The organism is Hyphomicrobium sp. (assembly GCF_003987855.1).
Classification (GTDB): domain Bacteria; phylum Pseudomonadota; class Alphaproteobacteria; order Rhizobiales; family Hyphomicrobiaceae; genus Hyphomicrobium_B.
This window is the reverse complement of the sequence record NZ_RXIZ01000014.1, coordinates 115,890-138,329: the sequence shown is the minus strand read 5'-3', so window position 1 is coordinate 138,329 and position 22,440 is coordinate 115,890. Positions and strand designations below refer to the sequence as shown.

Genomic DNA, 22,440 nt, shown 5'->3' with positions numbered 1-22,440 from the left:
GGGAATTCAACGCCGCCGGAGCGTCAGCGTCGACCAGCCGGCGATTTGGTCGTGGCGTTTCAGCGTGAATCCGTGCGCCAGATAGGTCGCAATCACTTCAGCGGCCTGCGGCACGAGAATCCCGGACAGGACAAGCGTGCCGCCGCGAACGACAGCGCGCGCGATCGAGGGTGCAAGGAAAAGCAAAGGCCCGGCGAGGATATTGGCGACGAGAAAATCGAATGGGGCTCGCGCCCGAACCCGGGGATGCCCAAGTCCATTGCCCACGACGAGCACGATGCGCTTTGCTGCGCCATTGAGACGGACGTTCTCCGTCGCAACCTTCACCGACTGTGGGTCCATGTCGGCCGCTATGATGCGCGCGTGCGGCGCAGCCTTCGCTGCGGCGATGGCCAGCACGCCCGAACCGCAGCCAAGGTCGAGGACATTTTTGAAGGCCTGGGTGCGCGTCAGCCGATCGATCGCGAGCAGGCATCCGAGAGTGGTTGCATGATGCGCCGTACCGAAGGCTTCGCCGGCATCGATCAGGATGGCATTGGGGCCGTGCGCAACGCGACCTTTGTCGTGACTGCCATGGATGGTGAAGCGGCCGGCGGGCACCGGAGGAAGGGCGGCTTGCGAAATGGCAACCCAGTTGAGTTCCGGAACCGTTTCGATTTCGAAGGCGGGCAGCGGCCATTCGAGAAGTGGGGCGAGCTCGCCTTCAAGGTCACGCTCGCCTGCGTCCATGTCGAAATACGCTTCGACGCGCCAGCGATCGGGACCGTCTTCGAAGACCGTCAATGCATCGGGCGGCGGCTCGAGGAGATCTTGCACGGCGTTGCCGGTCGCGTACGCAAGCGCGCGATCGTCGAAAAGAGCTGCAAACTTTTTGAATGCCATTGGACGCTAAGGGTTGGGGACGGCCTTTCCCTCGAATTCATAACCCTCTCCCGTGATCGGATCGGGGAGATGGTCGAGGAACATGTCCCAGTGCGCGTCGATGTGCTTTGCGGCCTCCCCCGGGGGCAAGGTGACAAATGTGCCGTCCGGCTTTTCCCGAACGATTCCATCTCGAATTAACCGATCGAGCGCATCGTCGATTTCGAAATCGATCTTCACCCCGAACGTCCGCGTGAGGTAGTTCTCGATGGCAAGGTCGATCGAGGGAAGATCGGCGCGGGTTGCCGGCTCCTTGGCGAGGACGCTGTAGAGCAGCATCTCCTCCTTCACGTCTTCCTCGGCGCCACGGGCGGCAATCTTCAGGATCACGCCGCGGTTGTCGGCCATGGTGTGGAAATAGAGGTTTTGCGCCATCACCACCATGTAGCGCTGTCGTTGATTGAGAAAGCCCATCGCCTGCCGCGCCGCGATGCCGCCGAGGCCCGCCAGCGCGCCCATCGCTGCGATCGGATTGCTGAGGAAGAGCGCGAGCTTGCCCGCAGCGCCCACTGCGCCCATGCCGAGCCCGCTGCCTGCGGTCACGCCGAGGCGAAGCTTGTCCATTGGCCGGAAACGCACCTGGGTATTCGGAAAGACCATCTCGAGGTCTGTCCGCGGGATATTCTTGAAAAGCTTGAGGTAGATGTTCTTGTCATTGATGCCGGGAGGCAGGTGCTGGCGTCGCCGTTCGACCCACTTCTCCGCCGCCTCGCGCGACATTTTCTTCTCGCGCATGGCCTCATCGACCTGCGCTTCGAACGTTTTCATTTTGAACATCAGGAAGAGGCGCTGGAAGATCGGAACGTCGAACTCGTCCTTGCGCAGAAACCTGCGGATGCTCCGCTTCTCGTATTTGCGATTGGAGGCGCCGCGATAATAGATCGCGATCCGCTCGAATGCCTTCATGTCCACGAAGAGGTCGAGGCCGTAATGGCTGTCGCGCGTCAGGATCACTTCGACGTCATTTGGATCGATGCGCTCATAATTCGCTCGCTCGAGAAGGCTCTCGACGCCTTCAAAGATGCGGTGCTTGAGTGACTCCTTCTCATCGGCGGAGAAGGTGCGCGTCATAAGCAGGTCGCTGTCCGGCGAGAACGCTTCGTATGTCTGTTCGAGGTCGAGCAGCATCGCGAAGTATTGCTGCTGGCGCCAATAATCGAGATAGCGGAAGAAGCGGCGGGCTTCGGCCGCCTGACCCGGCGCCCAAAGATAAGGCTTGGTCAAACGATCAAGCAGCGCAAATCTCGTGACCGGAATGAAACGCTCGCGCTTGCGCCTGTTATCGGGTTCGAGCACATCGACGGGCTGCCTGACGGCATCCTGATGCGCTTCGGCCGGCTTGGCGTCGAAGTCTGCGAGATCTGAGAGCCGACGATAAAGACTTTGCTTCCGCTGCAGCCGCGCACCCGCGACATCCACCGTCGCCATATGCTTCCCCCGAAAACTTCTTTTACGTTCTCAGCAAGTTCCCCTGCCGTCCTCATACTCAGTCGCAGAAGATCGGTCGAGCGTGGCAACACTTAGTCGCCGAAAGATGACGCGGACCTGCGTGGCCAGCGATGACTTATCCCCAGCCATGTAGTTGATGATACACTACGAATTGCACGTCTGCCTTGTAGAATATTTGTTTATATCGCGCTTTGTTGCCATAGTGATGCCGATCTTTCGCTAGGATCATGAACGGCGGCACGAGAGGGGAATTTTGCGGGGGCGCAAATGGGGGCTGTGCGTTTTTTGGCCTGGGGCATTGCTGCGTGCATTGCCCTAACGGGAAGCTTTGTCGAGGCTGACGAACTCGTTCTACCTTATTCTTGCATAATGGATGCTGGGAGCCCACGCCTCTCGCCATCTGACGCCACGACCTATCCAATCATCGGACGCCATGAGGACATGCCGTTCACGGCGTGCTCGTCATCGGCAGCGTGGACCTGCGAGACGATGATGGTCCACAAGTTCACCATCGAATGCAGTGGCCAACGTGTATCTTGGGCGAAAGTCGCCGCCTCGGCAAAGACGCTCGGCGTCGCTCTGCCGGACAAACTGCCCGCTGGCTTTGCTCCGGTCAGCCGCCTGCGCGGACGTTTTATTCTTCCCGCATTTGGTGCGACGACCCCGATTGCTCGCGTGACGACCGACACGTTATCGAGCGACGCCGTCATCGAACCGCCAGCCGAGCCACGTCAGGCTGAACCCGCGGCAGCTTCAGCCCCGTGGGTGACAATCGTTGATCCGGCGACGGCGGCGACTTCGAAGTCGCCCTCGACAGAGCCGAGCAGCGGCAGCGCTATGAAGATTGCGGGAGTCGTGTCGATCCTGCTGGTCTCGCTCATGGGTGCCTGCCTGTTGCTGGTTCGGCGTCGGCAAATCGGGCCGTTGCAGTTTTCGGTTGATGCCAATGGTTCTCCGCCGCTGACCGCGCGCGCGCGCGATGTCGCCGTGGCTTTCCTTATTGCGCTCCGTCAGCGCTTCGAAGCCTGGCGTGCCACCGCCAGCAATACCTCTGCGGGCTACGATGACGATGCATCGAACCTGCTGTTGCCCGTGCATACGCGTATTCACGAGACGGAGTATCTGGTCTCGATGCTGCCTCCCGACCTGCTGCTTCGTCATGTTTTGACGTCGGAACTGGATGCTCTTCATGATCGCGTCGCCGACTTGGGCAGACGCGCCGGAGACCTAAGCGTGGACCGGCTCCGGTCGGCGGTTCGCGCGGTTCTTCGGGATCTCGATCGGATCGCCCGCATCGTGGAGGGGGCCATGCCTGCGCCGGCGACCGGCGAAGCACGCGCCAGTGCACCGGAACCAGACATCCCAACCACCGCCTTTGAAGCCTACCGCGTGCTTGGGCTCAACCCAAATGCCCCTGACGCAGCGGTCAAGAAGATCGTCGATGCGCTACGGATGTCGTGGCACCCCGATCACGCGCATGATGAGGCTGACCGGCGGTATCGCGAACAGCGGATCAAGCAGATCAACGCAGCTTGGGATTTGCTGAAAGTTCGGCCGGCGGCTGCGGCGTGAGAATGCAAAAAAATAAACGGCACCGCGTTTGGCGATGCCGCTTATTCGAGCCCGAGAATGCAGGCTCTGTCAGGCAGAGAAGCGGTGAGCGATCGGAAGATTGCGAACTTCCTCATCCGTCAACGGCTTCAAGCAATCGATCAACTCGTAATTCCGGCGGTTAGCCCTACTCAGGTCACGCTGTGCACCAACGCGTCGCGTCAGGACTTCCCCGTCCTTCCCGCGCACGACGCCAATCTTACCCCTCAGAGGAAAGCGGTAAGTGCTCATGGATAGCTCCTTTCAAGGACTCTCCCCTCACAAACCAGGATTCCCCGCTTCGGTTTCGTGTTTTGAAGAAGAATTTTTTCTAATGGTATCAGAGACTTCCGTGCAGACGTAAGCGATCGTCCGGTGACGTTTCCGGATCGCGACGGCCTGCTTTAGCTGATGAACCCCCACGCTCAACGAGCTGTGGAAATCATGCCTAGGAATTACGGCGATATGAAGAAACCCGCGGCGAGATTAAGACGCCAATGAGCATTAAGTACATAGCTCACCGCTCATACGACGTCAACGAAACTTGCGACAACGCGTTTCGTTGAGCCGTCATCAAAATCGATCGTCAGCTTGTTGCCATCGACGTTTGTGACAGTCCCTTCGCCGAACTTTTCGTGCCGAACCCGCGTGCCCGTCTTGAACGACGGTGCGTCGGCGGTCGAAGCAGCGACAAGTTCGCCTTCGAGTGTCATCGGTCCGCGCGATTTCTTTTTCTGATCGCTCCGGCTCCAGGATTGCTGGGCGCGTTGCCAGCCGGGAGTATTGTAGCTCGACTTGAACGGGTCGCTGCCGCCCGCACGATCAAAGCGGCTTTGTCCAAACGATCCACCGAAACCGAACGGGTTCTGCCGTCCGCCATAAGGCATTTCGCTCTCGACGATTTCGACAGTCGCTTCCGGCAATTCATCTACGAACCGCGAGGGTAAGGCCGATTGATAGAGGCCATGCGTCCGACGGTTCTGAGCGAACGAAATCTTCGCGCTGCGCTTCGCCCGCGTCAGTCCCACGTATGCCAGGCGACGCTCTTCCTCCAGGCCGGCCTTGCCGCTCTCATCGAGCGACCGCTGATGCGGAAAGAGACCTTCCTCCCAGCCGGGCAGGAAAACGATGCCGAACTCAAGTCCTTTCGCCGCGTGAAGCGTCATGAGCGACACGCGATCGCCGTCGCTGCCCTGATCGGCGTCCATGACGAGAGACACGTGCTCCAGAAAGCCTTGGAGAGTGTCGAAGTCGTGCATGAAGCGTACGAGTTCCTTCAAGTTTTCCAGGCGCGATTGCGATTGGGGGCTTTTGTCCGCCTGCCACATCGCCGTGTAGCCGGACTCGTCCAGGATGAGTTCGGCAAGATCGGTGTGGCGCATGCGATCGAGATTGCTGCGCCAGCGCTCGAAAGATTGTGTGATGTCGAACAGGGACTTGCGCGCCTTCGGCGTCAGTTCGTCCGTTTCGATGATCTCGCGCGCGGCCTGATAGAGCGGGATTCCGCGTGCCCTCGCCAGTTCGTGGATCCGCTTGATCGTCGTATCGCCGAGCCCCCGTTTCGGCACGTTGACGATCCGCTCGAACTTCAAGTCGTTCGCCGGATTGGCGACGACATCGAGGTAGGCGATCGCGTCCTTGATTTCCTGGCGTTCGTAAAAGCGCGGGCCCCCGATGACGCGATAGGGCAAGCCGAGTGTGATGAAGCGATCTTCGATCGCCCGCATCTGCGATGACGCGCGCACAAGAACCGCCATATCGTTCAAGCGTTCCTGAGCCCGCTGATGATTTTCGATGTCTTCGCCGATCGCGCGGGCTTCGGCTTCGTCGTCCCAAAAGTTCGCGACTTTAATTTTTGCACCGGAAGCGCCGTCGGTGAACAGCGTCTTGCCAAGCCGGTCCTTGTTTTTTGCGATCAGTCCGGAAGCGGCCGCGAGAATGTTGGCGGTCGAGCGATAGTTGCGTTCGAGCCGAATGACTTTCGCGCCAGGGAAATCCTTTTCGAACCGCAGAATGTTGTCGACCTCGGCGCCGCGCCAGCCATAGATCGATTGATCGTCATCGCCCACGCAACAGATGTTGGGCGAACCTTGGGCGAGGAGGCGCAGCCACAGATACTGCGCCACGTTGGTATCCTGGTATTCGTCCACTAGGAGATAGCGAAAGCGGCGATGATAATCGGCGAGAACGTCCGGGTGCTCGCGGAACAGCCGGATGCATTCCAGGAGAAGATCGCCAAAATCGCAGGCGTTGAGATCCTTGAGTCGCGCCTGATAAGCGGCATAAAGTTGCCGTCCTTTTCCACCGGCAAATCCGAAAGCTTCGCCTTCCGGAACTTTGTCCGGCGTCAGGCCGCGGTTCTTCCAGCTGTCGATCAGATTGGCGAGTTGCCGCGCCGGCCAACGGTCTTTGTCGATTCCCGCGGCTTCGATGACCTGCTTCAACAGGCGCACCTGATCGTCGTCGTCGAGAATGGTGAAGCCCGGCTTGAGGCCGACCAATTCGACATGCCGGCGCAAGATCTTCACGCCGATCGAATGGAACGTGCCGAGCCACTGCATGCCTTCAAGTGTGCCGCCGATCAGAGATCCAATTCGCTCGCGCATTTCGCGCGCCGCTTTGTTCGTGAATGTCACGGCCAGGATTTGGGAGGGATAGGCGCGCCCCGTCGCCAGGATGTGGGCGATGCGGGTGGTCAGAACGCGTGTCTTCCCTGTTCCCGCGCCGGCGAGAACGAGAAGCGGGCCTTCGGTCGTCTCGACCGCATCCCGTTGCTCCGGATTGAGACCATCGAGGTAGGCTGGCTCACCGCGTGAAGCGGCAACGGCGCGCGCGGAAATGGACAAGCCGCTCTGGGCCGTGTCGCGCGGCTTCTCTGCCGGAGCCTCGGGGAGATCGAATGGCGGCTCGTCATCGTCGAACGGCGGATTTCCGCCGCTGGAAGCGTCCTGCTTATGAATCGAGGTCATGCAAGTCAGGTAAACCACAGAAGCTGATCGTACAACTGGCGCGGCGGCAAGACGCGTGCGGAAGCAACAGCAAACTGAAATACCGCCACAATCTCTTCAAACGCCTGGAATTGAGCCAAATTTCGAGTTCAGAGTGTCGCGCCATCGTGGCATACAGGTTCCTGCGGCATGGGCGCCGCTCCGATCGCGTCCGCCGGTGTGCTTTGCGTAGTGAGCACGGCTCTAGAGACGTTCATGAACAACGGGCTTTTATTTCTTGGCGCACTTCTCGTCGCTATTCTCGCGGCGCTTTTTGCCGTTCCGACTTTTGTCGATTGGAACAGCTACCGCGGCGTCTTCGAGGAGGAGGCGTCCAAGGTTTTGGGGCGCGACGTCCGCGTGAGCGGCAACGTCAATCTCAAGATTCTTCCCGTTCCTTACGTTCGTTTCGAAAAACTCCGCATCGCCAGCATTACCGGGCAAACCGGAGAGCCCTTCGTCCGCGCCGATAGCTTCACGATGTGGCTATCGGTACCCGCACTTTTGCGCGGCGTTCTCGAAGCCAGCCAGATCGAACTCGAAAAGCCGGTTCTCAGTCTCTCGGTCGACGAAAACGGTGTCGGCAACTGGACGAAGCTCGAATTGAAGCCTGGCGACCTGCCATTCGTTCCTCGCGACGTCGCGCTGCGATCGGTGCAGATCACGGACGGCGCGGTCTCGATATACAACGCCACCTCCGAGCGCATCGGAACGGTAGATGGCATTAACGGCCAGTTTTCCGCCGACGGTTTGAAAGGCCCGTTCCGCTATAAGGGCGACGCGTCGTGGGGTGGCGCCGGTTATGACGTGAAGTTCGCAACGGACGTGCCGGCGAGCGATGGCGCACTGGCCTTGAAGCTTTCGGCACGGGCGGACCGTTCGCCGAACCTCTTCGTACTCGACGGCCGCATACAGAACATTTCCGAGAAGGCGGCATTTAAGGGCCGATGGACTGGCAAGCTCCAGGTTCCCGGCACTGCGATTGTTCCGGTCGCGGGGGGCGCAGCGCCGCCGCTTCTCGATTTGAAAGCCGATCTGACGGCAGACGCGCGCGGCGCGAAATTCGAGGATCTGACACTCACCCTCGAAAATGTCACCGAGCCGCAGACCATTTCGGGCTCCGCCAACGCGTCTTGGTCGTCGTCACCGCAACTCGACGTTTCGCTCCAATCGAAATGGCTCGACATCGATGCACTTGCCGGTGCGGGCAAAGGCAGCGCTGGCTTCACAAAGCTGAAGATGCTGGTCGTCGGATTGATGCAATCCGTTGCCGGCGACACGGCCGCATCGGCGAAAATCAACCTGGAGCAGGTCAAGATCGGCGGCGAGAACGCGGGCGGCTTGTCTGTCGATGCGAGCCGTCAAGGCAACATAACGCATCTCAAGACCTTCAAGGTGAGCCTGCCGGGCGGCTCGCGGCTTGATCTAGCCGGCGACCTTAAGAGCAAAGCCGGCAAGTTCGCATTTGTGGGGAATGGCTTCATTGGGGGCGGCAGTTTCGGTCGCTTCAAGGCATGGGCCGACAAGTCCGGCGTTCCCTTGGATATCAATGCCGATGGTCCGTATTCGGCTGCGGGTAAACTCGACATCGATGAGACGCATTTCATTCTGACCGAGGCCTCCGGCGATATCTCGGGCCACCCGCTTGCGGGTGAAGTGAAAATCATTCACGGCGATCGGGAGCACACTGAGTTGACGCTTCAGGCCGCCGATCTCGACACGCGTGAAGTCTTTCCCAAGATCGCGGCCGCCCTCCACACGGAGTTTCGCAAATCACTTGGCCTGGTAGCGGCAGCTGACGACGGCATTGATCCGAAGGCAGAGCTTCCCGGCGATGTCCGCATTCGTTTGATCGCCGGTCGTTTGATCGATGGGGACGACAGCTACCGGGACGTGGACGTGTCTTTCGCCATTGAAGGCGATGCGGTCAGTTTCCCCGTGGCAAAACTCTCGACATCTAACGGGCTTGAGATCGGCCTTGAGGGCAGGATCGAGCGGCACGCTACGGGCTCAACGGGCACCGTGTCTTACGATTTCGTCGGCGCAACACCAGATGCGATGCGAGACTTTCTGCGAAAGACCGGGCTTGCCGACGCCATTGGCGAGGATCGCTTCCAAGGTGTTAAGGACGGCAAGATTGCTGGTCTGCTGCGGCTCGGCCATCGTGCGCCGAAAAGTGCCGACCTGACCTTTGACGGTACGTTGAGCGGCGCGCGCTTGAACGGCCAGGCTGAGTTCGATGGCGGTCTGGAGAGCTGGCGTTCGTCGCCCAGTCAAGTGCAGGTGACGGTCGATAGCTCATCAATGGCTGTTCTGCTGGGCGTGCTGGGGCGCGACAGCCGCGACGATAGTCAGCCCGCAGCACCGGCACGTTTGGCGCTGGTGTCGACAGGAACGCTTGCTTTGGACGCGATCACGGATCTTCAAGTCTCATCCGCAGATCTCGATCTGCGCTTCGGCGGTCACCTGCAGTGGCCGGAAGCTTCGGACATGGGCCTCAAGGGCACCCTCGCGATCAAAGGCGGCCAAGCCGACCAAGCCCTCGCGCTTGTTGGCTTCGCTTTGCCGAGCGGCGCTAGCGGGACGTCGACAAACGGAAGATTGGACGTAAGTAGTGCGAAGGGAACGTGGACCATCGCAGGCGAGAACTTCACCTGGGGTAAGGCTCACCTGTCTGGCCAAGTGACGGCGACCTCCAATGCTGGCGCAACCACGATCAATGGCGCGATTTCCACTGATCGTATTGCTGTCCCTGGAATTTTGGCCAGTATGACCAAGGCGCCCTCTGTCGCGGCGGCGCCGACAAATCCCAACGTGCCGGGCGCACCCGCGAGCGCGGATGATCATTCGATATGGTCCGAGGGCTTGTTCGATTTCTCCGTCCTCGGCAACACGACGGCGTCCCTGAAGGTCGTGTTCAAATCTCTTGAGGTCAACGGCGGCTTGGCGACTGGCGAAGGCCAGATGAATGTCGCGATCACGCCGGGGAAACTAACGTTCAGCGACATCCGGGCGGCAGCCGCTGGCGGTGAGCTCACCGGCCAAGCGAGCCTCGAAAAAGCTTCCAACGGCGTCGCCTTCGTATCCGATCTGAAGCTTGAGCAAGCTCATTTGGCAACGATCAGCAGAAACGGGAAGGGCACCGGGACCTTCGACCTGCACACCGAAGCTCGCGCCCAAAGTCCGGCCGGCCTTGTTGCGGTAATGGCGGGATCTGGTACCGCGAAATTCGCCGGCGCTGGCATCTCGGGGCCGGGACCCACCACGGCCACAGCCGTTGTCGATGACGTGCTGGCGGGCAAGCTCCCGAGCGATGCACGCGCGCTCGCAGACGCCTTCGTCGCCGCTGTCGGAAACTCCAGCATTCCGCTCGATGATCGCGACTTCGCCATCGCAATTTCCGACGGAGCTTTGAAGGTCGGCGGGCTTATGTTCCAAGGCCCTGACGGCACAGTCGAGGGCACAGCGACCGCCGATCTAACGACCCTTGCAATGAATGCCTCGTTTCAATTGACGGCGAACGTCCAAGCTCTGGCAGGTCCGCCAACGACTTCTTCGAATACACGCGCGCCCGCAAAGGGTCCGCTGCCTCCGGCCCTCGTGCTTTACGAAGGCCGCCTCGACAATCTGGCAGCGATCTCGGCGACCGCCGATGTTGCCAGCCTCCAGCGTGAGCTCATCGTGCGCCAAATGGAGCGCAATGTCGAAGAACTCGAGCAGGCCCGGCGCGCCGATGAAGAACGCGCCCGCCTCGAAAGGGAGCGCCGGAAGAAGGAAGCGGCAGCCCGTGCAGCGGCCCAGCAGAAGGCAATGCAGCAGCAGCCGCAAGCTGTCGCTCCGGATGCGGCGGGCACGGTCCCGCCATCCCCCAACGGCGGCAATCAGGACGATTTCTTCGGTAATCAGCCTTCGCCGCAGCAGCAGCCGGGGGCTCAAACATTAGATTCGGCGGCGCCCCAGCCGCAGAACACAACAACACCAGCGGCTGGCAATCCAAATGGAGCCCAAAGCACGTCAGGTCAACCCGTCGTCGTTGATCAAGCAACGGGTGTTGGGGTTCCCAAGCCGACGCCGGCTGTTCGGCCCTCAGTGGCCAATGCCCCGCCCAAGCCCGTGAAGCGGCGAACCTCGGCGGACGAGATGATGAAATCGCTCGGCGGCTTTCCCTGAAGCAAGCGGCCTGAAACCTGCACGATGGCCGGCGCTCAGTTATCGTCCATCTTGAGAGCGTTGATAAAGGCTTCCTGGGGAATCTCGACCTTGCCGAATTCCCGCATCTTTTTCTTGCCGGCCTTCTGCTTGTCGAGCAGCTTCCGCTTCCGGCTGATGTCGCCGCCGTAGCATTTCGCCAGCACGTCCTTGCGCAGCGCTCGGATCGTCTCACGCGCGATGACCTTGGCGCCAATCGCCGCCTGGATTGGAATCTGAAACAGGTGCGGCGGTATCAGCTCCTTGAGCTTCTCGCACATTGCGCGACCGCGGCTCTCCGCCCGCCCACGATGGACGATGATCGACAGCGCGTCGACTGGCTCTGCGTTGACGAGGATCGACAGCTTGACGAGGTCGCCCTCCTCGTAATCATTGATGTGGTAGTCGAACGACGCGTAACCGCGCGAAACGCTTTTCAGCCGATCGTAGAAATCGAACACGACCTCGTTGAGCGGAAGCTCGTAAACGACCATGGCGCGCGAGCCGGCGTAGGTGAGCTGTTTTTGGCGACCGCGGCGATCCTGGCATAGCTTGAGCACCGCGCCCAAGTAGTCGTCGGGCACGAGGATCGTCGCCTCGATCCAGGGCTCCTCGATGTGATCAATCTTCACGACATCCGGCATGTCCGCCGGATTGTGCATCTCGATCATCGACCCGTCGTTCATATGCAGATGATAGATGACGCTTGGCGCCGTGGTGATGAGATCAAGATTGAACTCGCGCTCCAGGCGCTCCGTGATGATCTCCAGATGCAGCAATCCGAGAAAGCCGCAGCGGAAACCAAAGCCAAGCGCAGCCGAGCTTTCAGTCTCGAACGAGAAGCTTGCATCATTGAGCCGGAGTTTCGCCATCGCCTCGCGAAGGTCTTCGAAATCGGCGGCGTCGACTGGGAACAGTCCACAGAACACAACGGGCTGTGCCGGTTTGAAGCCTGGTAGCGCTTCCGCTGCCGGATTTTTTTCATCCGTGATGGTGTCGCCCACGCGTGTGTCGGCGACTTCCTTGATGGCGGCCGTGAAGAAACCGATTTCGCCGGGTCCGAGCTGATCAAGCATTTCCTGCTTCGGGCGAAAGATGCCGACGCGCTCGATCTGATATGAGGCGCCCGTCGACATGAGCTTGACGCGCTGCCCCTTCTTCAACATGCCGTCGATGACGCGCGCAAGAACGACGACGCCGAGATAAGCATCATACCAGCTGTCCACCAGCATCGCTTTGAGCGGCTTCGAAGTCTCGCCCTTGGGCGGTGGTAGCCGTTCGACAATCGCTTCGAGAACGGCTTCGACGTTGAGCCCGGTCTTCGCCGAAACACCGATGGCGCTCGAGGCGTCGATGCCGATGACGTCCTCGATCTGCGTTTTCACGCGGTCTTCGTCGGCCGCAGGGAGATCGATTTTATTCAGTACGGGAAGGATCTCCAGGTTGTTGTCGAGCGCCTGATAAACGTTCGCAAGCGTCTGCGCTTCCACGCCTTGGCTCGCGTCGACGACGAGTATCGCGCCTTCACACGCCGCAAGCGATCGCGAGACCTCATAGGCGAAGTCGACGTGGCCTGGCGTGTCCATCAGATTGAGCTGATAGAGTTCACCGTTCTTGGCCTTGTAGTCGAGACGAACGGTCTGCGCCTTGATCGTGATTCCACGCTCGCGCTCGATGTCCATCGAGTCGAGAATCTGCTCCTTCATTTCGCGGTTGGAGACGTTGCCGCACAGCTGAATAAGCCGGTCCGACAACGTGGATTTCCCGTGGTCGATGTGGGCGATGATGGAAAAATTGCGAATGTGTGAAATGTCTGTCATGGGCGGGGCTCATAGCACCCGGAACTGACTGGCAAAAGGGGCGTTAAGTATTCGCCCAAGGTTCCGAGCCGTTTTGATCGCCGCATGCACCATAAGAGGGTGGCAAGCGAGTGGGGGGTGTGCGAAAAATATGTGCTACCCGTCGATTTCGATGCTGATCAGCACCCTGGAGAAGCGATATGGCGAATTCACCGTTTGAAACCAATCCGGCTTTCACAAAGCTCGGAGAGGATGCGAAGAAAGCCGTAATTCAAGCTTTCGACGCCATGTCCAACTGGCGCGCCGAACTGGCAGAAATGAGCGAGAAGAACAGCAACGCAGTCTTCGACAAGATGGCCGAAGCCGCCAAATCGCTGGGTTGGCCGACAGATTATGTCGAATTGAGCCGTCGCCAGATGCAAAGCGCCTCGAAGATGCAGCTCCAGGCCGTCGATCAAGTGATGGAAGCCTGGGAAAAGCAGGTGAAGGCGGTCGGCACGCCAGGGCAATTTCCGATCCCCAATGTGCCGGGGTTTGGCGCGGGTTCGCCATTTCCAGGAGCGCCCGCTGGTTTCCCAGCGATGCCGGATTTCGCTGCTGGGGCTTCAAATCCCATCGAGTTTTGGATGAAGACCGCTGAGATGTGGCAGAAGGGTTGGCAGCAGGCAATGTCCACATGGCTTGACGCGCAACAGAACGCGATGAAAGGCGGTCCGGGCAAGCCCAACTCGCGCTGACATTAATCGCTGGAACCCAATCCGATGAAGCGCTGGCCCCTATGGCCGGCGCTTTTTGTTTCGGCACGCAGCTGCTTGCGCCTCGGCACAGCAGGGCATAGAATTAGAATAATTCTAATCTATGGGGCATCGGATGCGGCGGTTTGAAGATCTTGATCAGCGCGAGATATTGGCTCTCGCGATCTCTCTCGAGGAAGAACATGGCCGCATCTACGCCGACTACGCTGCAGGCCTCGTCGCCGATTATCCAGCTTCGGCGAAAATCTTTACCGAGATGGGCGAAGAGGAGAATGAGCATCGCCGCCGCCTGATCGATGTGTTCCGGTCAAAGTTCGGCGATCATATTCCTCTAATCCGCCGCCAAGACGTCAAAGGCTTCGTCCGTCACGAGCCGATTTGGATGGTGCGTCCGCTTGGGATCGAAAAGGTCCGTCGTCAAGCCGAGGCCATCGAAAGCGAAACGCGCGCATTTTACGAAGCCTCCCTAAAACGAACCACCGACGCCGAAATTCGCAAGCTCATCGGCGATCTAATCGCTGCCGAGAACGAACATATCGGAATTGCCCAACACGTCGCCGACGAGGAATTGACGAGTGAGGCGCGATTGGACGAGGCGCAGACAGCCCGTCGCTCGTTCGTACTGCAGTACGTGCAACCTGGGCTGACAGGTCTCATCGACGGCTCAATTTCGACGTTGGCGCCAATCTTTGCGGCCGCTTTTGCAACTCATAATACTTGGCAGACATTTCTTGTCGGCATAGCTGCTTCCGTCGGCGCGGGCATCTCCATGGCGTTTGCCGAAGCTCTTTCGGATGATGGCGAAATCTCGGGCCGCGGACATCCCTGGCTGCGCGGTTCGGTGACGGGAGTGATGACGGCCGCGGGCGGCCTAGGCCACACCCTTCCCTACCTCATTCCAGAATTTCGAACGGCGACAACGATCGCGATCATCGTCGTGTTCATCGAACTTTGGGTCATCGCCGGAATCCGAGCGAAGTTCATGGATACGAAATTCTGGCGAGCGGCGCTCGACGTCGTCGTGGGCGGGCTGATCGTCTTTGCCGTAGGCATTCTGATCGGCAACGCCTAACGCCAATGGGCGAAAGGCCTCATTCAGGCCACAGTCTCTTGACGCTGTCCTGCCTGTCGGCAAAGTGCTGACGCTCGTCAACGGCCGAAGGCATCCCCCCATGCGCGCAGGTTTTATCGTTTCAGCGATGGCACTCGTCATGCTCGCGGGTTTTTCCCCGCGTGCGGACGCGGAGAATACGCCACCCCCACCTGCCAACAAGCGCAACTGCCAGAATACGATCCCATTCAATAAGTGGCTTGCGGATTTCAAACGCGAGGCAGAGGCGGAAGGCATTCGCCCGGAGACGATCGAGCAAACGATCGGCGGCCTGACGCCCGACCAGGGGACGATCGCGCGCGATCGCAAGCAGGGATTTTTCTCTCAGACGTTCATCGAATTCTATTTCAAGCTCGCCACAAAAAATCGCGAGCAGATGGGCCGCTCATATCTTGCCCGCTACAAACCGATCTTTGATCGCGCTGAGCAGGAGTACGGCGTTCCCGGACCGGTAATCACCGGCTTCTGGGCGCTCGAAAGCGACTTCGGCGGCGGAATGGGTAAGCTGTCGGTCCTACGCTCGCTGATGACGCTCGCATGGGACTGCCGGCGTGGCGACTTCTTCCGCAACGAACTCAAAGCGGCGATGAAGATCGTCGAGCGCGGTGATCTGACGCCCGACGAGATGATCGGCTCATGGGCGGGCGAACTTGGTCAAACGCAGTTCTTGCCGCAGCACTATCTGAATTACGGCGTCGACTACGACGGCGACGGGCGCGTCGATCTCATCCGATCCAACGCCGACGTGATAGGCTCGACAGCGAAGTTCATCTCATCGATGGGATGGAAGCGCGGCGAGCCCTGGATCGAGCAGGTTCGTGTTACGAAGTCGCTCCCGTGGGACAAAGCCGACCTCGCGATCAAACTGCCGCGTTCGCAGTGGGTCGCGTGGGGAGTGAAAGGCGTAGGCAAGGAATTGCCCGCCGATAATCTGCCGGCCTCGCTCGTACTGCCAATGGGACGCGACGGTCCGGCCTTCTTGGCGTACCCGAACTTCGATGTTTACACACAGTGGAACCAGTCTCTGACGTATGCGCTCACCGCCGCGCACCTCGCGGCGCGCATGGCCGGCGCTCCCAACCTGACGAAGGCGGACGGCAATGTTGCATCGCTGGGCTATGAGCAGATCAAGGAACTGCAAAGCCTTTTGAAGCGGCGCGGCTACGACGTCGGCGAGATCGATGGCAAGCTCGGCGCGGGAACACGCAAAGCGGTAAAGGACGTCCAGATCAAGTATGGCCTTCCTGCCGACAGCTATCCGACCGCCGAACTCCTCAGCGCGCTCAAGGAACGTAGCTGAATTCTAATGCGCGTGCGGCCGGCTTTGCGGAGCGAAGTCGCACGCGCCAAACGAGGCTAAGCGTGCGGCCGGCTTTGCGGAGCGAAGTCGCACGCGCCAAACGAGGCTAAGCGTGCGGCCGGCTTTGCGGAGCAAAGTCGCACGCGCCCTTGATTAGTGCAGCTTGACCTGCGGCTCGGTACGCCGCGTCAACAAGCGCGAAATCGTATCGAGGATCACCTTGATCCAGCCGTGCAAAGCAATCTCGTGCATCTTGTAGAGCGAGCGGTACATGAGTTTCGCGTACCAGCCCTCGATGCGTATCGACTTGCCTTCGATGAAGCCCATCAGGTTGCCGACCGTCGAGTATTTACCCAACGAGACGAGTGAGCCGAAATCCGTGTACTTGAACGGCGCAAGCTCGGTCTCGCCTTTCATGCGGCGCTGAATCTGCTTGACCAAATGGCTCGATTGCTGGTGCGCCGCCTGCGCACGCGGTGGGATCGGCGCCGTCTGACCCTCAGGCACCAGATAAGCGGCGTCGCCGATGACGAAGATATTGTCGTCAACCGTCGTTTGCAGCGTCGGCTTCACGACGAGCGTGTTCATCCGGCTGACTTCCAGACCGTCGAGCTTGGAAATGACGTCAGGACCTTTGACGCCCGCCGCCCACACGACGAGTTCCGAGGGAATGAAATCGCCGTTCGCAAGCGTCACGCCTTCCGCGGTCACCTGCGTCACCGGACTGCCGGTGCGAACCTCCACCCCGATGCTTTTCAGGATGTTGGTTGTTGCAATTGAAAGCCGTTCGGGGAGAGCCGGTAGGATTCGGGGGGCTGCTTCAATGAGCGTGATCTTGAAGTCTTTCTCGGGATCAATCTTGTCGAGACCGAACTCCACAAGCCCGCGCGCGGCGTGATGCAGTTCTGCCGACAGTTCTGTGCCGGTAGCGCCGGCACCGATGATGGAGACGTGCAACTGGCCCGGTCGCACCGGCCCCGGCTGCGCGTAGGCACGTACGCACGCGTTAAGAAGACGGCGATTGAAGCGCTCGGCCTGCTCTGGCGTGTCGAGCATGATCGCGTTTTCTTTGACGCCCGGTGTCCGGAAATCGTTCGAGATGCTGCCGATGGCGATCACGAGGGTGTCGTAGGGAAACCAGCGATCGGGCGTGATCTCACGCCCGTCTTCGTCGTACGTCGCGCTGAGGTGCACGCGCTTGTTCGCACGGTCGAGACCAATCATCTCTCCGTAACGATAGCGAAAGCCGTGCCAGTGTCCCTGCGCCTGGTACGCTACTTCGTGGCGGCCCGTATCCATGCTGCCCGCTGCAATCTCGTGCAGCAGCGGCTTCCAGATGTGCGTGCGCGAACGATCGACCAGGGTAATCTCGGCCTTGCCAGATCGCCCGAGCCTGTTACCGAGCTGCGTCGCGAGCTCCAGCCCGCCAGCACCGCCGCCAACAATGACGATGCGGTAGGGCTTTTTTTCCGTCGCACTCTCGGCTTGCATTGCGGTCGCGGGGGGAAGCGAATTCATTTTGGCCTCATGCGCAGTGTCATGACGGCGGCCTAAGAGCGTAATTCTCCGCCGGTCGCCTTTCTAACATCGGTAATTATTTTTTGCGTGATCGTTTCAATAGCCTGATCGGTGAGGGTTTCAGTCGCAGGCTGAATCGTCACTTCGACGGCAATCGATTTCTTGCCCTCAGCGGCTAGATTGCCTCCCTCGAAAACGTCGAAGGCGTTTACAGCCGCAATCAAGGCCTTATCGGAATTTGCCGCCGCTTTCATAACGTCACCGGCGGCCACGTCCTTCGGGACGATGAAGGCGAGATCGCGTGTTATAGGCAACAAATCCGAAGCGGCGAGCGCGGGTCGGGCTCGCGACTTCTTCTTCTCCGGCGGCAGCGCATCGAGAAAAATCTCGAACGCGGAGACGGGCGCTTCGACATCGAGCGCTTTGAGGGTCGCAGGATGAACTTCGCCGAAGTAGGCGAGCACCGTTTTCGGTCCGAGCTTCAGCGCGCCGGAGCGGCCCGGGTGGTACCAGTGCGGAGCGTCGCGCGTTATCTGGGCCTTCGCCGGATCAACGCCGAGCGAAGCCAGCGCGGCAAAAACGTCGGCTTTGACATCGAACGCAGTGACCGGCTTCGCGTTACCCTCCCAATGCCGGCCTGCGCCGGTGAGATGAGAGGTTCCTGCGCGCACGCCCGCCGCACTCAGATACTGATCGTCGGGCTTTTCGCCACGGTAGGCCTGGCCGAGTTCGAATAAGGCGGTGTCCGATGTACCGCGGTTGCGATTGCGCTTCACCGCGGTGAGCAATCCCGGCAGCAGGCTTGGTCGCATTGAGGACATCTCGACCGAAATCGGATTGGCGAGATCGAGTTCGGGCGCGCCGCCGCCGAAGTGTTCTGCTTCCGCCTTCGGGATGAAACTCCACGTAACGGCCTCGACGAGACCGCGCGCCGCCAGAAGACGCCGTGCCCGCCGCGCCCGCTTCTGCTTATCCGTCAGAACAGCTCGCGCAATTCCATCGACGCGCGGCAACGGCGTTGCGGGAATGCGGTCAAGCCCGGCAATGCGAACAATCTCCTCAACGAGATCGGCAGGTCCATGGACGTCTGGCCGCCAGGTCGGCACCGTGACTTTGGCAGCTTCCGGCTTTCCCGAAATTTTGAAGCCGAGCGCAGTCAGCGTTTTGGATATCTCCTCAGCGCTGAGCTTAACCCCTGACAGCTTCTCCACGCGCGAAAAGTCGAACGGAATGACGCGCTCCTCGATCGGCTCCTTGCCGGCGACCTTGGCTTTCGAAGGTTCGCCACCGCAGAACTTCAGGATCATGTCTGTTGCGAGATCAAGGCCCGGTCGCTCAGACGCCGGATCGACGCCGCGCTCGAATCGGTAACGCGCATCCGTGACCAATCCTGTCTTGCGCCCCGTGGCGGCCGTGCGGACGGGATCGAAATAGGCACTCTCGATGAGGACCGCCTTCGTTTCTGGCGTGCAGCCGGTGCTCTCGCCGCCCATCACACCGCCGAGCCCCAAAGGTCCGGTATCGTCGGCGATCACGCACATCGTCTCGTCGACGGTGTATTCCTTGCCATCGAGCGCGAGAAATTTTTCACCGGATTTGCCCAGGCGAGCGTGCAGCGCGCCTTTTATTTTGTGTGCATCATAGACATGCAGCGGGCGGCCGCGATCGAGCGAGATGTAATTCGTGACATCGACGAGGGCGTTGATGACGCGCAGGCCCGCAGCCTTCAGCCGGTTCTGCATCCAGTCTGGAGACGCGCCGTTCGTGACGTTGCGGATGGTTCGTGCGGCAAAGACGGGGCAGGCATTTGCCGTATCGGGCGTGAATTCAAGTTTGACAGGAATTTTGCAATCGAAGACTTCATTGAGCGGCGCGAGCTTCGGCTCCGGTTTCAAAGTGCCCATATCGGCCGCGGCGAGATCGCGCGCAATGCCGCGAACCCCGGTGCAGTCCGGCCGGTTCGGCGTCAGCTTAACCTCTATGACGGGATCGTTGAGCCCGGCGATATCGATGTACGCCTGGCCCACTTCATCGGCCCAGTCCGCGGGCAGATCGAGGATGCCATCGCTCTCTTCCGATAGCTCGAGTTCGGCAGCCGAGCACATCATGCCGTTCGAGACAACACCGCGAACTGGCTTCTTCTCCAATGTGATCTTCGAGCCGGGAATATAGGTGCCGAGCGGCGCGAACACCGAGACCATGCCCGCGCGCGCATTAGGTGCTCCGCAGACGACTTCCATCAGGGGTTGGCCCTTGGCGATCTCGACCTGCACGACCTGCAGCTTATCCGCGTTGGGATGCTTCTTGGCCTCAACGATGCGCGCGATCTTGAACGGACCAAGATTCTTTGCGGGGTCTTCGACGCCTTCGACCTCGAGACCGATTGCCGACAGCGTTGTCGCCAGCTCATCGACGGACTTGTCCGTCTCGAGGTGATCTTTGAGCCAGGAGAGCGTGAATTTCATTGTCTCGTCCTTAGTTCGACAGGCCGCCGCCGAGGGTTGGCACGTCGAGCATCGAGAAGCCGTAGTGGCTCAGCCATTTCAAGTCGCCTGAGAAGAACGAGCGCAGGTCCGGGATGCCGTACTTCAGCATGGTCAGCCTGTCGAGGCCGACGCCAAACGCGAAGCCCTGGTATTTCTCCGGATCCAACCCGCAGTTCCTGAGCACGTTGGGATGCACCATCCCGCAGCCCAAAATCTCGAGCCACTGACCTGGCTTGCCGATCGCCTCGGCGCCGATGTCGACTTCCATCGACGGCTCCGTGAACGGGAAGTGCGACGCGCGAAACCGCATCTTCACTTCGTCGACCTCGAAGAACGCCTTGCAGAACTCCTGCAGCACCCATTTGAGGTGCCCCATGTGGGTTGTCTCATCGATGACGAGACCTTCCACCTGGTGGAACATCGGCGTGTGCGTTTGGTCGCTGTCCATTCGGTAGACACGGCCCGGCGCAATGATCCGGATCGGCGGTTTCTTCGATACCATTGTCCGGATTTGCACGGGACTTGTGTGCGTGCGCAGAAGCAGGCGCGAACCATCCGCCTTGGGCGAGAAGTAGAACGTGTCGTGGTCCTGCCGGGCAGGATGCTCGGCGGGGATGTTGAGCTTGTCGAAGTTCATCTCGTCGGTCTCGATGTCCGGACCTTCGGCAACCGAGAAGCCCATGTCCGCGAAGATCTCCACGACCTCGTCGAGGACCTGAGACACGGGATGAATGCGGCCCTCTGCAACCGGCCCAAGTCGCACAGGGAGAGTGACGTCCGCCCGCTCCGTTTTCAGGCGCTCATCGAGAGCTGCAGTTTCGAGACTGCTCTTGCGCGCGTCCAGCGCCTCTGCAACCTTGGTCTTCAGCCCGTTAACCGTCTGACCGAACGTCTTGCGCTCCTCCGGCGGCAGCGAGCCAAGCTTACTCATCAGCTCGGAAACCCGCCCCTTCTTGCCAAGAGCGGAAACACGCACGGCATCCAGAGCCGCGAGATCACCCGCTCCGGCGATTTCAGCAAGCAGCTCGGTTTCAAGTTTTGAGAGGTCGTCGCTCATTTGCACGTCCGACGTGGGTAGAGTGGCAGAATTGCGCAGCTACCAACGTCATCCCCGCCGGGGCGGGGATCCGTCCAAGGATCGGTCGTGCAGTTCGGTCTGGCTTGGAGGGATCCCGCTGTCGCGGGATGACGTCAGAGTAGGCAGACGAAAACTTGCTCAGGCCGCTTTCGCGACGGGCGAGCTGGCAGCAGCGGCAGCCTTGTCGACCAGCGCCTTGAAGCCTGCCGGATCGTTGATGGCGATATCCGACAGCACCTTGCGATCGACTTCGATGCCAAGGTTCGTCAAGCCGTTGATAAATCGACCATAGGTCAGGCCGTGCTCGCGGGTGGCCGCGTTGATGCGCTGGATCCACAGAGCGCGGAAGTTGCGCTTGCGACGCTTGCGATCGCGATAGGCGTATTGCTGGGACTTTTCGACCGCCTGCTTGGCAACGCGGATCGTGTTCTTGCGGCGGCCGTAAAAGCCCTTCGCGGCCTTGATGACTTTCTTGTGCTTGGCGTGGGCGGTAACGCCACGTTTTACGCGGGCCATGGATCAGATCTCCAGGTAAGTGACTTCAAGATGCTTGTTCGGTTCTCGCGCCTCCAGACAGCTCCGCGACGCGGAGGGGAAGCGGGAAGAAAAACCGCGTCAGCGGCTATAGGGCATGTACTTCTTGACGATCTTGGCGTCAGAGTCGTTCAGCACGCCCGTGCCGCGGGCCTTCTGAATGAACTTAGCCGTGCGCTTGATCATGCCGTGACGCTTACCGGCCTGGGCGGCGACGACCTTGCCCGTGCCAGTCATCTTGAAGCGCTTCTTCGCGCCGCTTTTCGTCTTCAACTTAGGCATTTTGCTTATCCTTGGTTCTCGCTCACGGTCCGCACCGGCTGCTCGCGCTGACGCGCTTTGCATCCTGGCCCTCCGCGGGGGCGCGCCGAAGCGCGGGCCACAGTCGTGGCCACGGCTCATAGGGAGCCGAAGTGAAGAACACCCTGCGATGCTTCCACTCTCGGCAGCTGCGACACTGCCGGTCCTGCGAAGGGATGCTTTTGCGGTTTCCGCTTAATTTTCAAAGCATAAGAACCGCCACGGCATGCCTCGCCGGGCGGCTCTGGAGAGGCTTATACGGAACTGTTGCGTTTTTCGCAACAGCTTCTGCGATTGTGCGAAAATCCGCACCCGCCGGACTGCTTTTCACGCAGATATCGCGAAAATCCGTATGGATACGACCGAACCAAGTACAAGGTTAATGCGTTGATCAGCCGGCTGAGGCGAGGGGGATACTGGGCGT

At 60.1% G+C, this 22,440-nt stretch carries 15 protein-coding genes; 5 read left to right on the top strand and 10 right to left on the bottom strand.

Annotated elements, in window-relative coordinates:
* Positions 1 to 6: 6 nt before the first annotated feature.
* On the bottom strand, positions 7 to 882 hold the full coding sequence (locus tag EKK30_RS12775) for a 50S ribosomal protein L11 methyltransferase (protein ID WP_290985656.1): 876 nt from the start codon (positions 880 to 882) through the stop codon (positions 7 to 9).
* A gap of 6 nt (positions 883 to 888) precedes the next feature.
* Positions 889 to 2,349 (bottom strand): TMEM143 family protein, encoded by a 1,461-nt coding sequence (locus EKK30_RS12770; protein ID WP_290985653.1) that lies wholly within the window; start codon positions 2,347 to 2,349, stop codon positions 889 to 891.
* Between the two features lie 288 nt (positions 2,350 to 2,637).
* Here EKK30_RS12770 and EKK30_RS12765 point away from each other — a divergent pair, with 288 nt between their 5' ends.
* Positions 2,638 to 3,942: a DnaJ domain-containing protein gene (locus EKK30_RS12765; RefSeq protein ID WP_290985650.1), complete on the top strand. Its 1,305-nt coding sequence runs from the start codon at positions 2,638 to 2,640 to the stop codon at positions 3,940 to 3,942.
* Between the two features lie 69 nt (positions 3,943 to 4,011).
* Here EKK30_RS12765 and EKK30_RS12760 read toward each other — a convergent pair whose 3' ends face one another.
* A complete protein-coding gene (locus EKK30_RS12760; RefSeq protein ID WP_290985647.1) occupies positions 4,012 to 4,212 on the bottom strand; it encodes a hypothetical protein in 201 nt (66 codons plus the stop codon).
* 272 nt (positions 4,213 to 4,484) lie between these two features.
* On the bottom strand, positions 4,485 to 6,929 hold the full coding sequence (locus EKK30_RS12755) for an ATP-dependent helicase (RefSeq protein ID WP_290985644.1): 2,445 nt from the start codon (positions 6,927 to 6,929) through the stop codon (positions 4,485 to 4,487).
* Between the two features lie 234 nt (positions 6,930 to 7,163).
* On the opposite strand from EKK30_RS12755, the gene EKK30_RS12750 reads away from it, so the two are divergent.
* Positions 7,164 to 11,117 (top strand): AsmA family protein, encoded by a 3,954-nt coding sequence (locus tag EKK30_RS12750; protein WP_290985642.1) that lies wholly within the window; start codon positions 7,164 to 7,166, stop codon positions 11,115 to 11,117.
* A gap of 35 nt (positions 11,118 to 11,152) precedes the next feature.
* Here the strand turns inward: EKK30_RS12750 and lepA are convergent, their stop codons facing one another.
* Positions 11,153 to 12,955, bottom strand: coding sequence for a translation elongation factor 4 (gene lepA, locus EKK30_RS12745; RefSeq protein WP_290985640.1), 1,803 nt, complete (start codon positions 12,953 to 12,955; stop codon positions 11,153 to 11,155).
* Between the two features lie 179 nt (positions 12,956 to 13,134).
* Here lepA and EKK30_RS12740 point away from each other — a divergent pair, with 179 nt between their 5' ends.
* The 3 genes from EKK30_RS12740 to EKK30_RS12730 all read left to right on the top strand — a co-directional run bounded on the left by EKK30_RS12740 (position 13,135) and on the right by EKK30_RS12730 (position 16,100).
* Positions 13,135 to 13,671 carry a hypothetical protein gene (locus EKK30_RS12740; protein WP_290985638.1) on the top strand — a complete coding sequence of 179 codons (537 nt, stop codon included), beginning with the start codon at positions 13,135 to 13,137 and terminating at the stop codon, positions 13,669 to 13,671.
* Positions 13,672 to 13,804: 133 nt separating this feature from the next.
* Positions 13,805 to 14,761 carry an iron exporter MbfA gene (gene mbfA, locus EKK30_RS12735; protein ID WP_290985637.1) on the top strand — a complete coding sequence of 319 codons (957 nt, stop codon included), beginning with the start codon at positions 13,805 to 13,807 and terminating at the stop codon, positions 14,759 to 14,761.
* A gap of 100 nt (positions 14,762 to 14,861) precedes the next feature.
* Positions 14,862 to 16,100 (top strand): lytic murein transglycosylase, encoded by a 1,239-nt coding sequence (locus EKK30_RS12730; protein WP_290985635.1) that lies wholly within the window; start codon positions 14,862 to 14,864, stop codon positions 16,098 to 16,100.
* 153 nt (positions 16,101 to 16,253) lie between these two features.
* Here EKK30_RS12730 and EKK30_RS12725 read toward each other — a convergent pair whose 3' ends face one another.
* The 5 genes from EKK30_RS12725 to rpmI all read right to left on the bottom strand — a co-directional run bounded on the left by EKK30_RS12725 (position 16,254) and on the right by rpmI (position 21,998).
* Positions 16,254 to 17,618, bottom strand: coding sequence for an NAD(P)/FAD-dependent oxidoreductase (locus EKK30_RS12725; RefSeq protein ID WP_290985632.1), 1,365 nt, complete (start codon positions 17,616 to 17,618; stop codon positions 16,254 to 16,256).
* Positions 17,619 to 17,650: 32 nt separating this feature from the next.
* Entirely contained in the window at positions 17,651 to 20,083 is a 2,433-nt protein-coding gene (pheT, locus tag EKK30_RS12720) for a phenylalanine--tRNA ligase subunit beta (protein ID WP_290985629.1), read from the bottom strand.
* Between the two features lie 10 nt (positions 20,084 to 20,093).
* Positions 20,094 to 21,161 carry a phenylalanine--tRNA ligase subunit alpha gene (gene pheS / locus EKK30_RS12715; RefSeq protein ID WP_290985626.1) on the bottom strand — a complete coding sequence of 356 codons (1,068 nt, stop codon included), beginning with the start codon at positions 21,159 to 21,161 and terminating at the stop codon, positions 20,094 to 20,096.
* Positions 21,162 to 21,320: 159 nt separating this feature from the next.
* Positions 21,321 to 21,698: a 50S ribosomal protein L20 gene (gene rplT / locus EKK30_RS12710; protein ID WP_290985619.1), complete on the bottom strand. Its 378-nt coding sequence runs from the start codon at positions 21,696 to 21,698 to the stop codon at positions 21,321 to 21,323.
* A gap of 99 nt (positions 21,699 to 21,797) precedes the next feature.
* Positions 21,798 to 21,998: a 50S ribosomal protein L35 gene (gene rpmI / locus EKK30_RS12705; RefSeq protein WP_013946006.1), complete on the bottom strand. Its 201-nt coding sequence runs from the start codon at positions 21,996 to 21,998 to the stop codon at positions 21,798 to 21,800.
* Between the last annotated feature and the right edge of the window lie 442 nt (positions 21,999 to 22,440).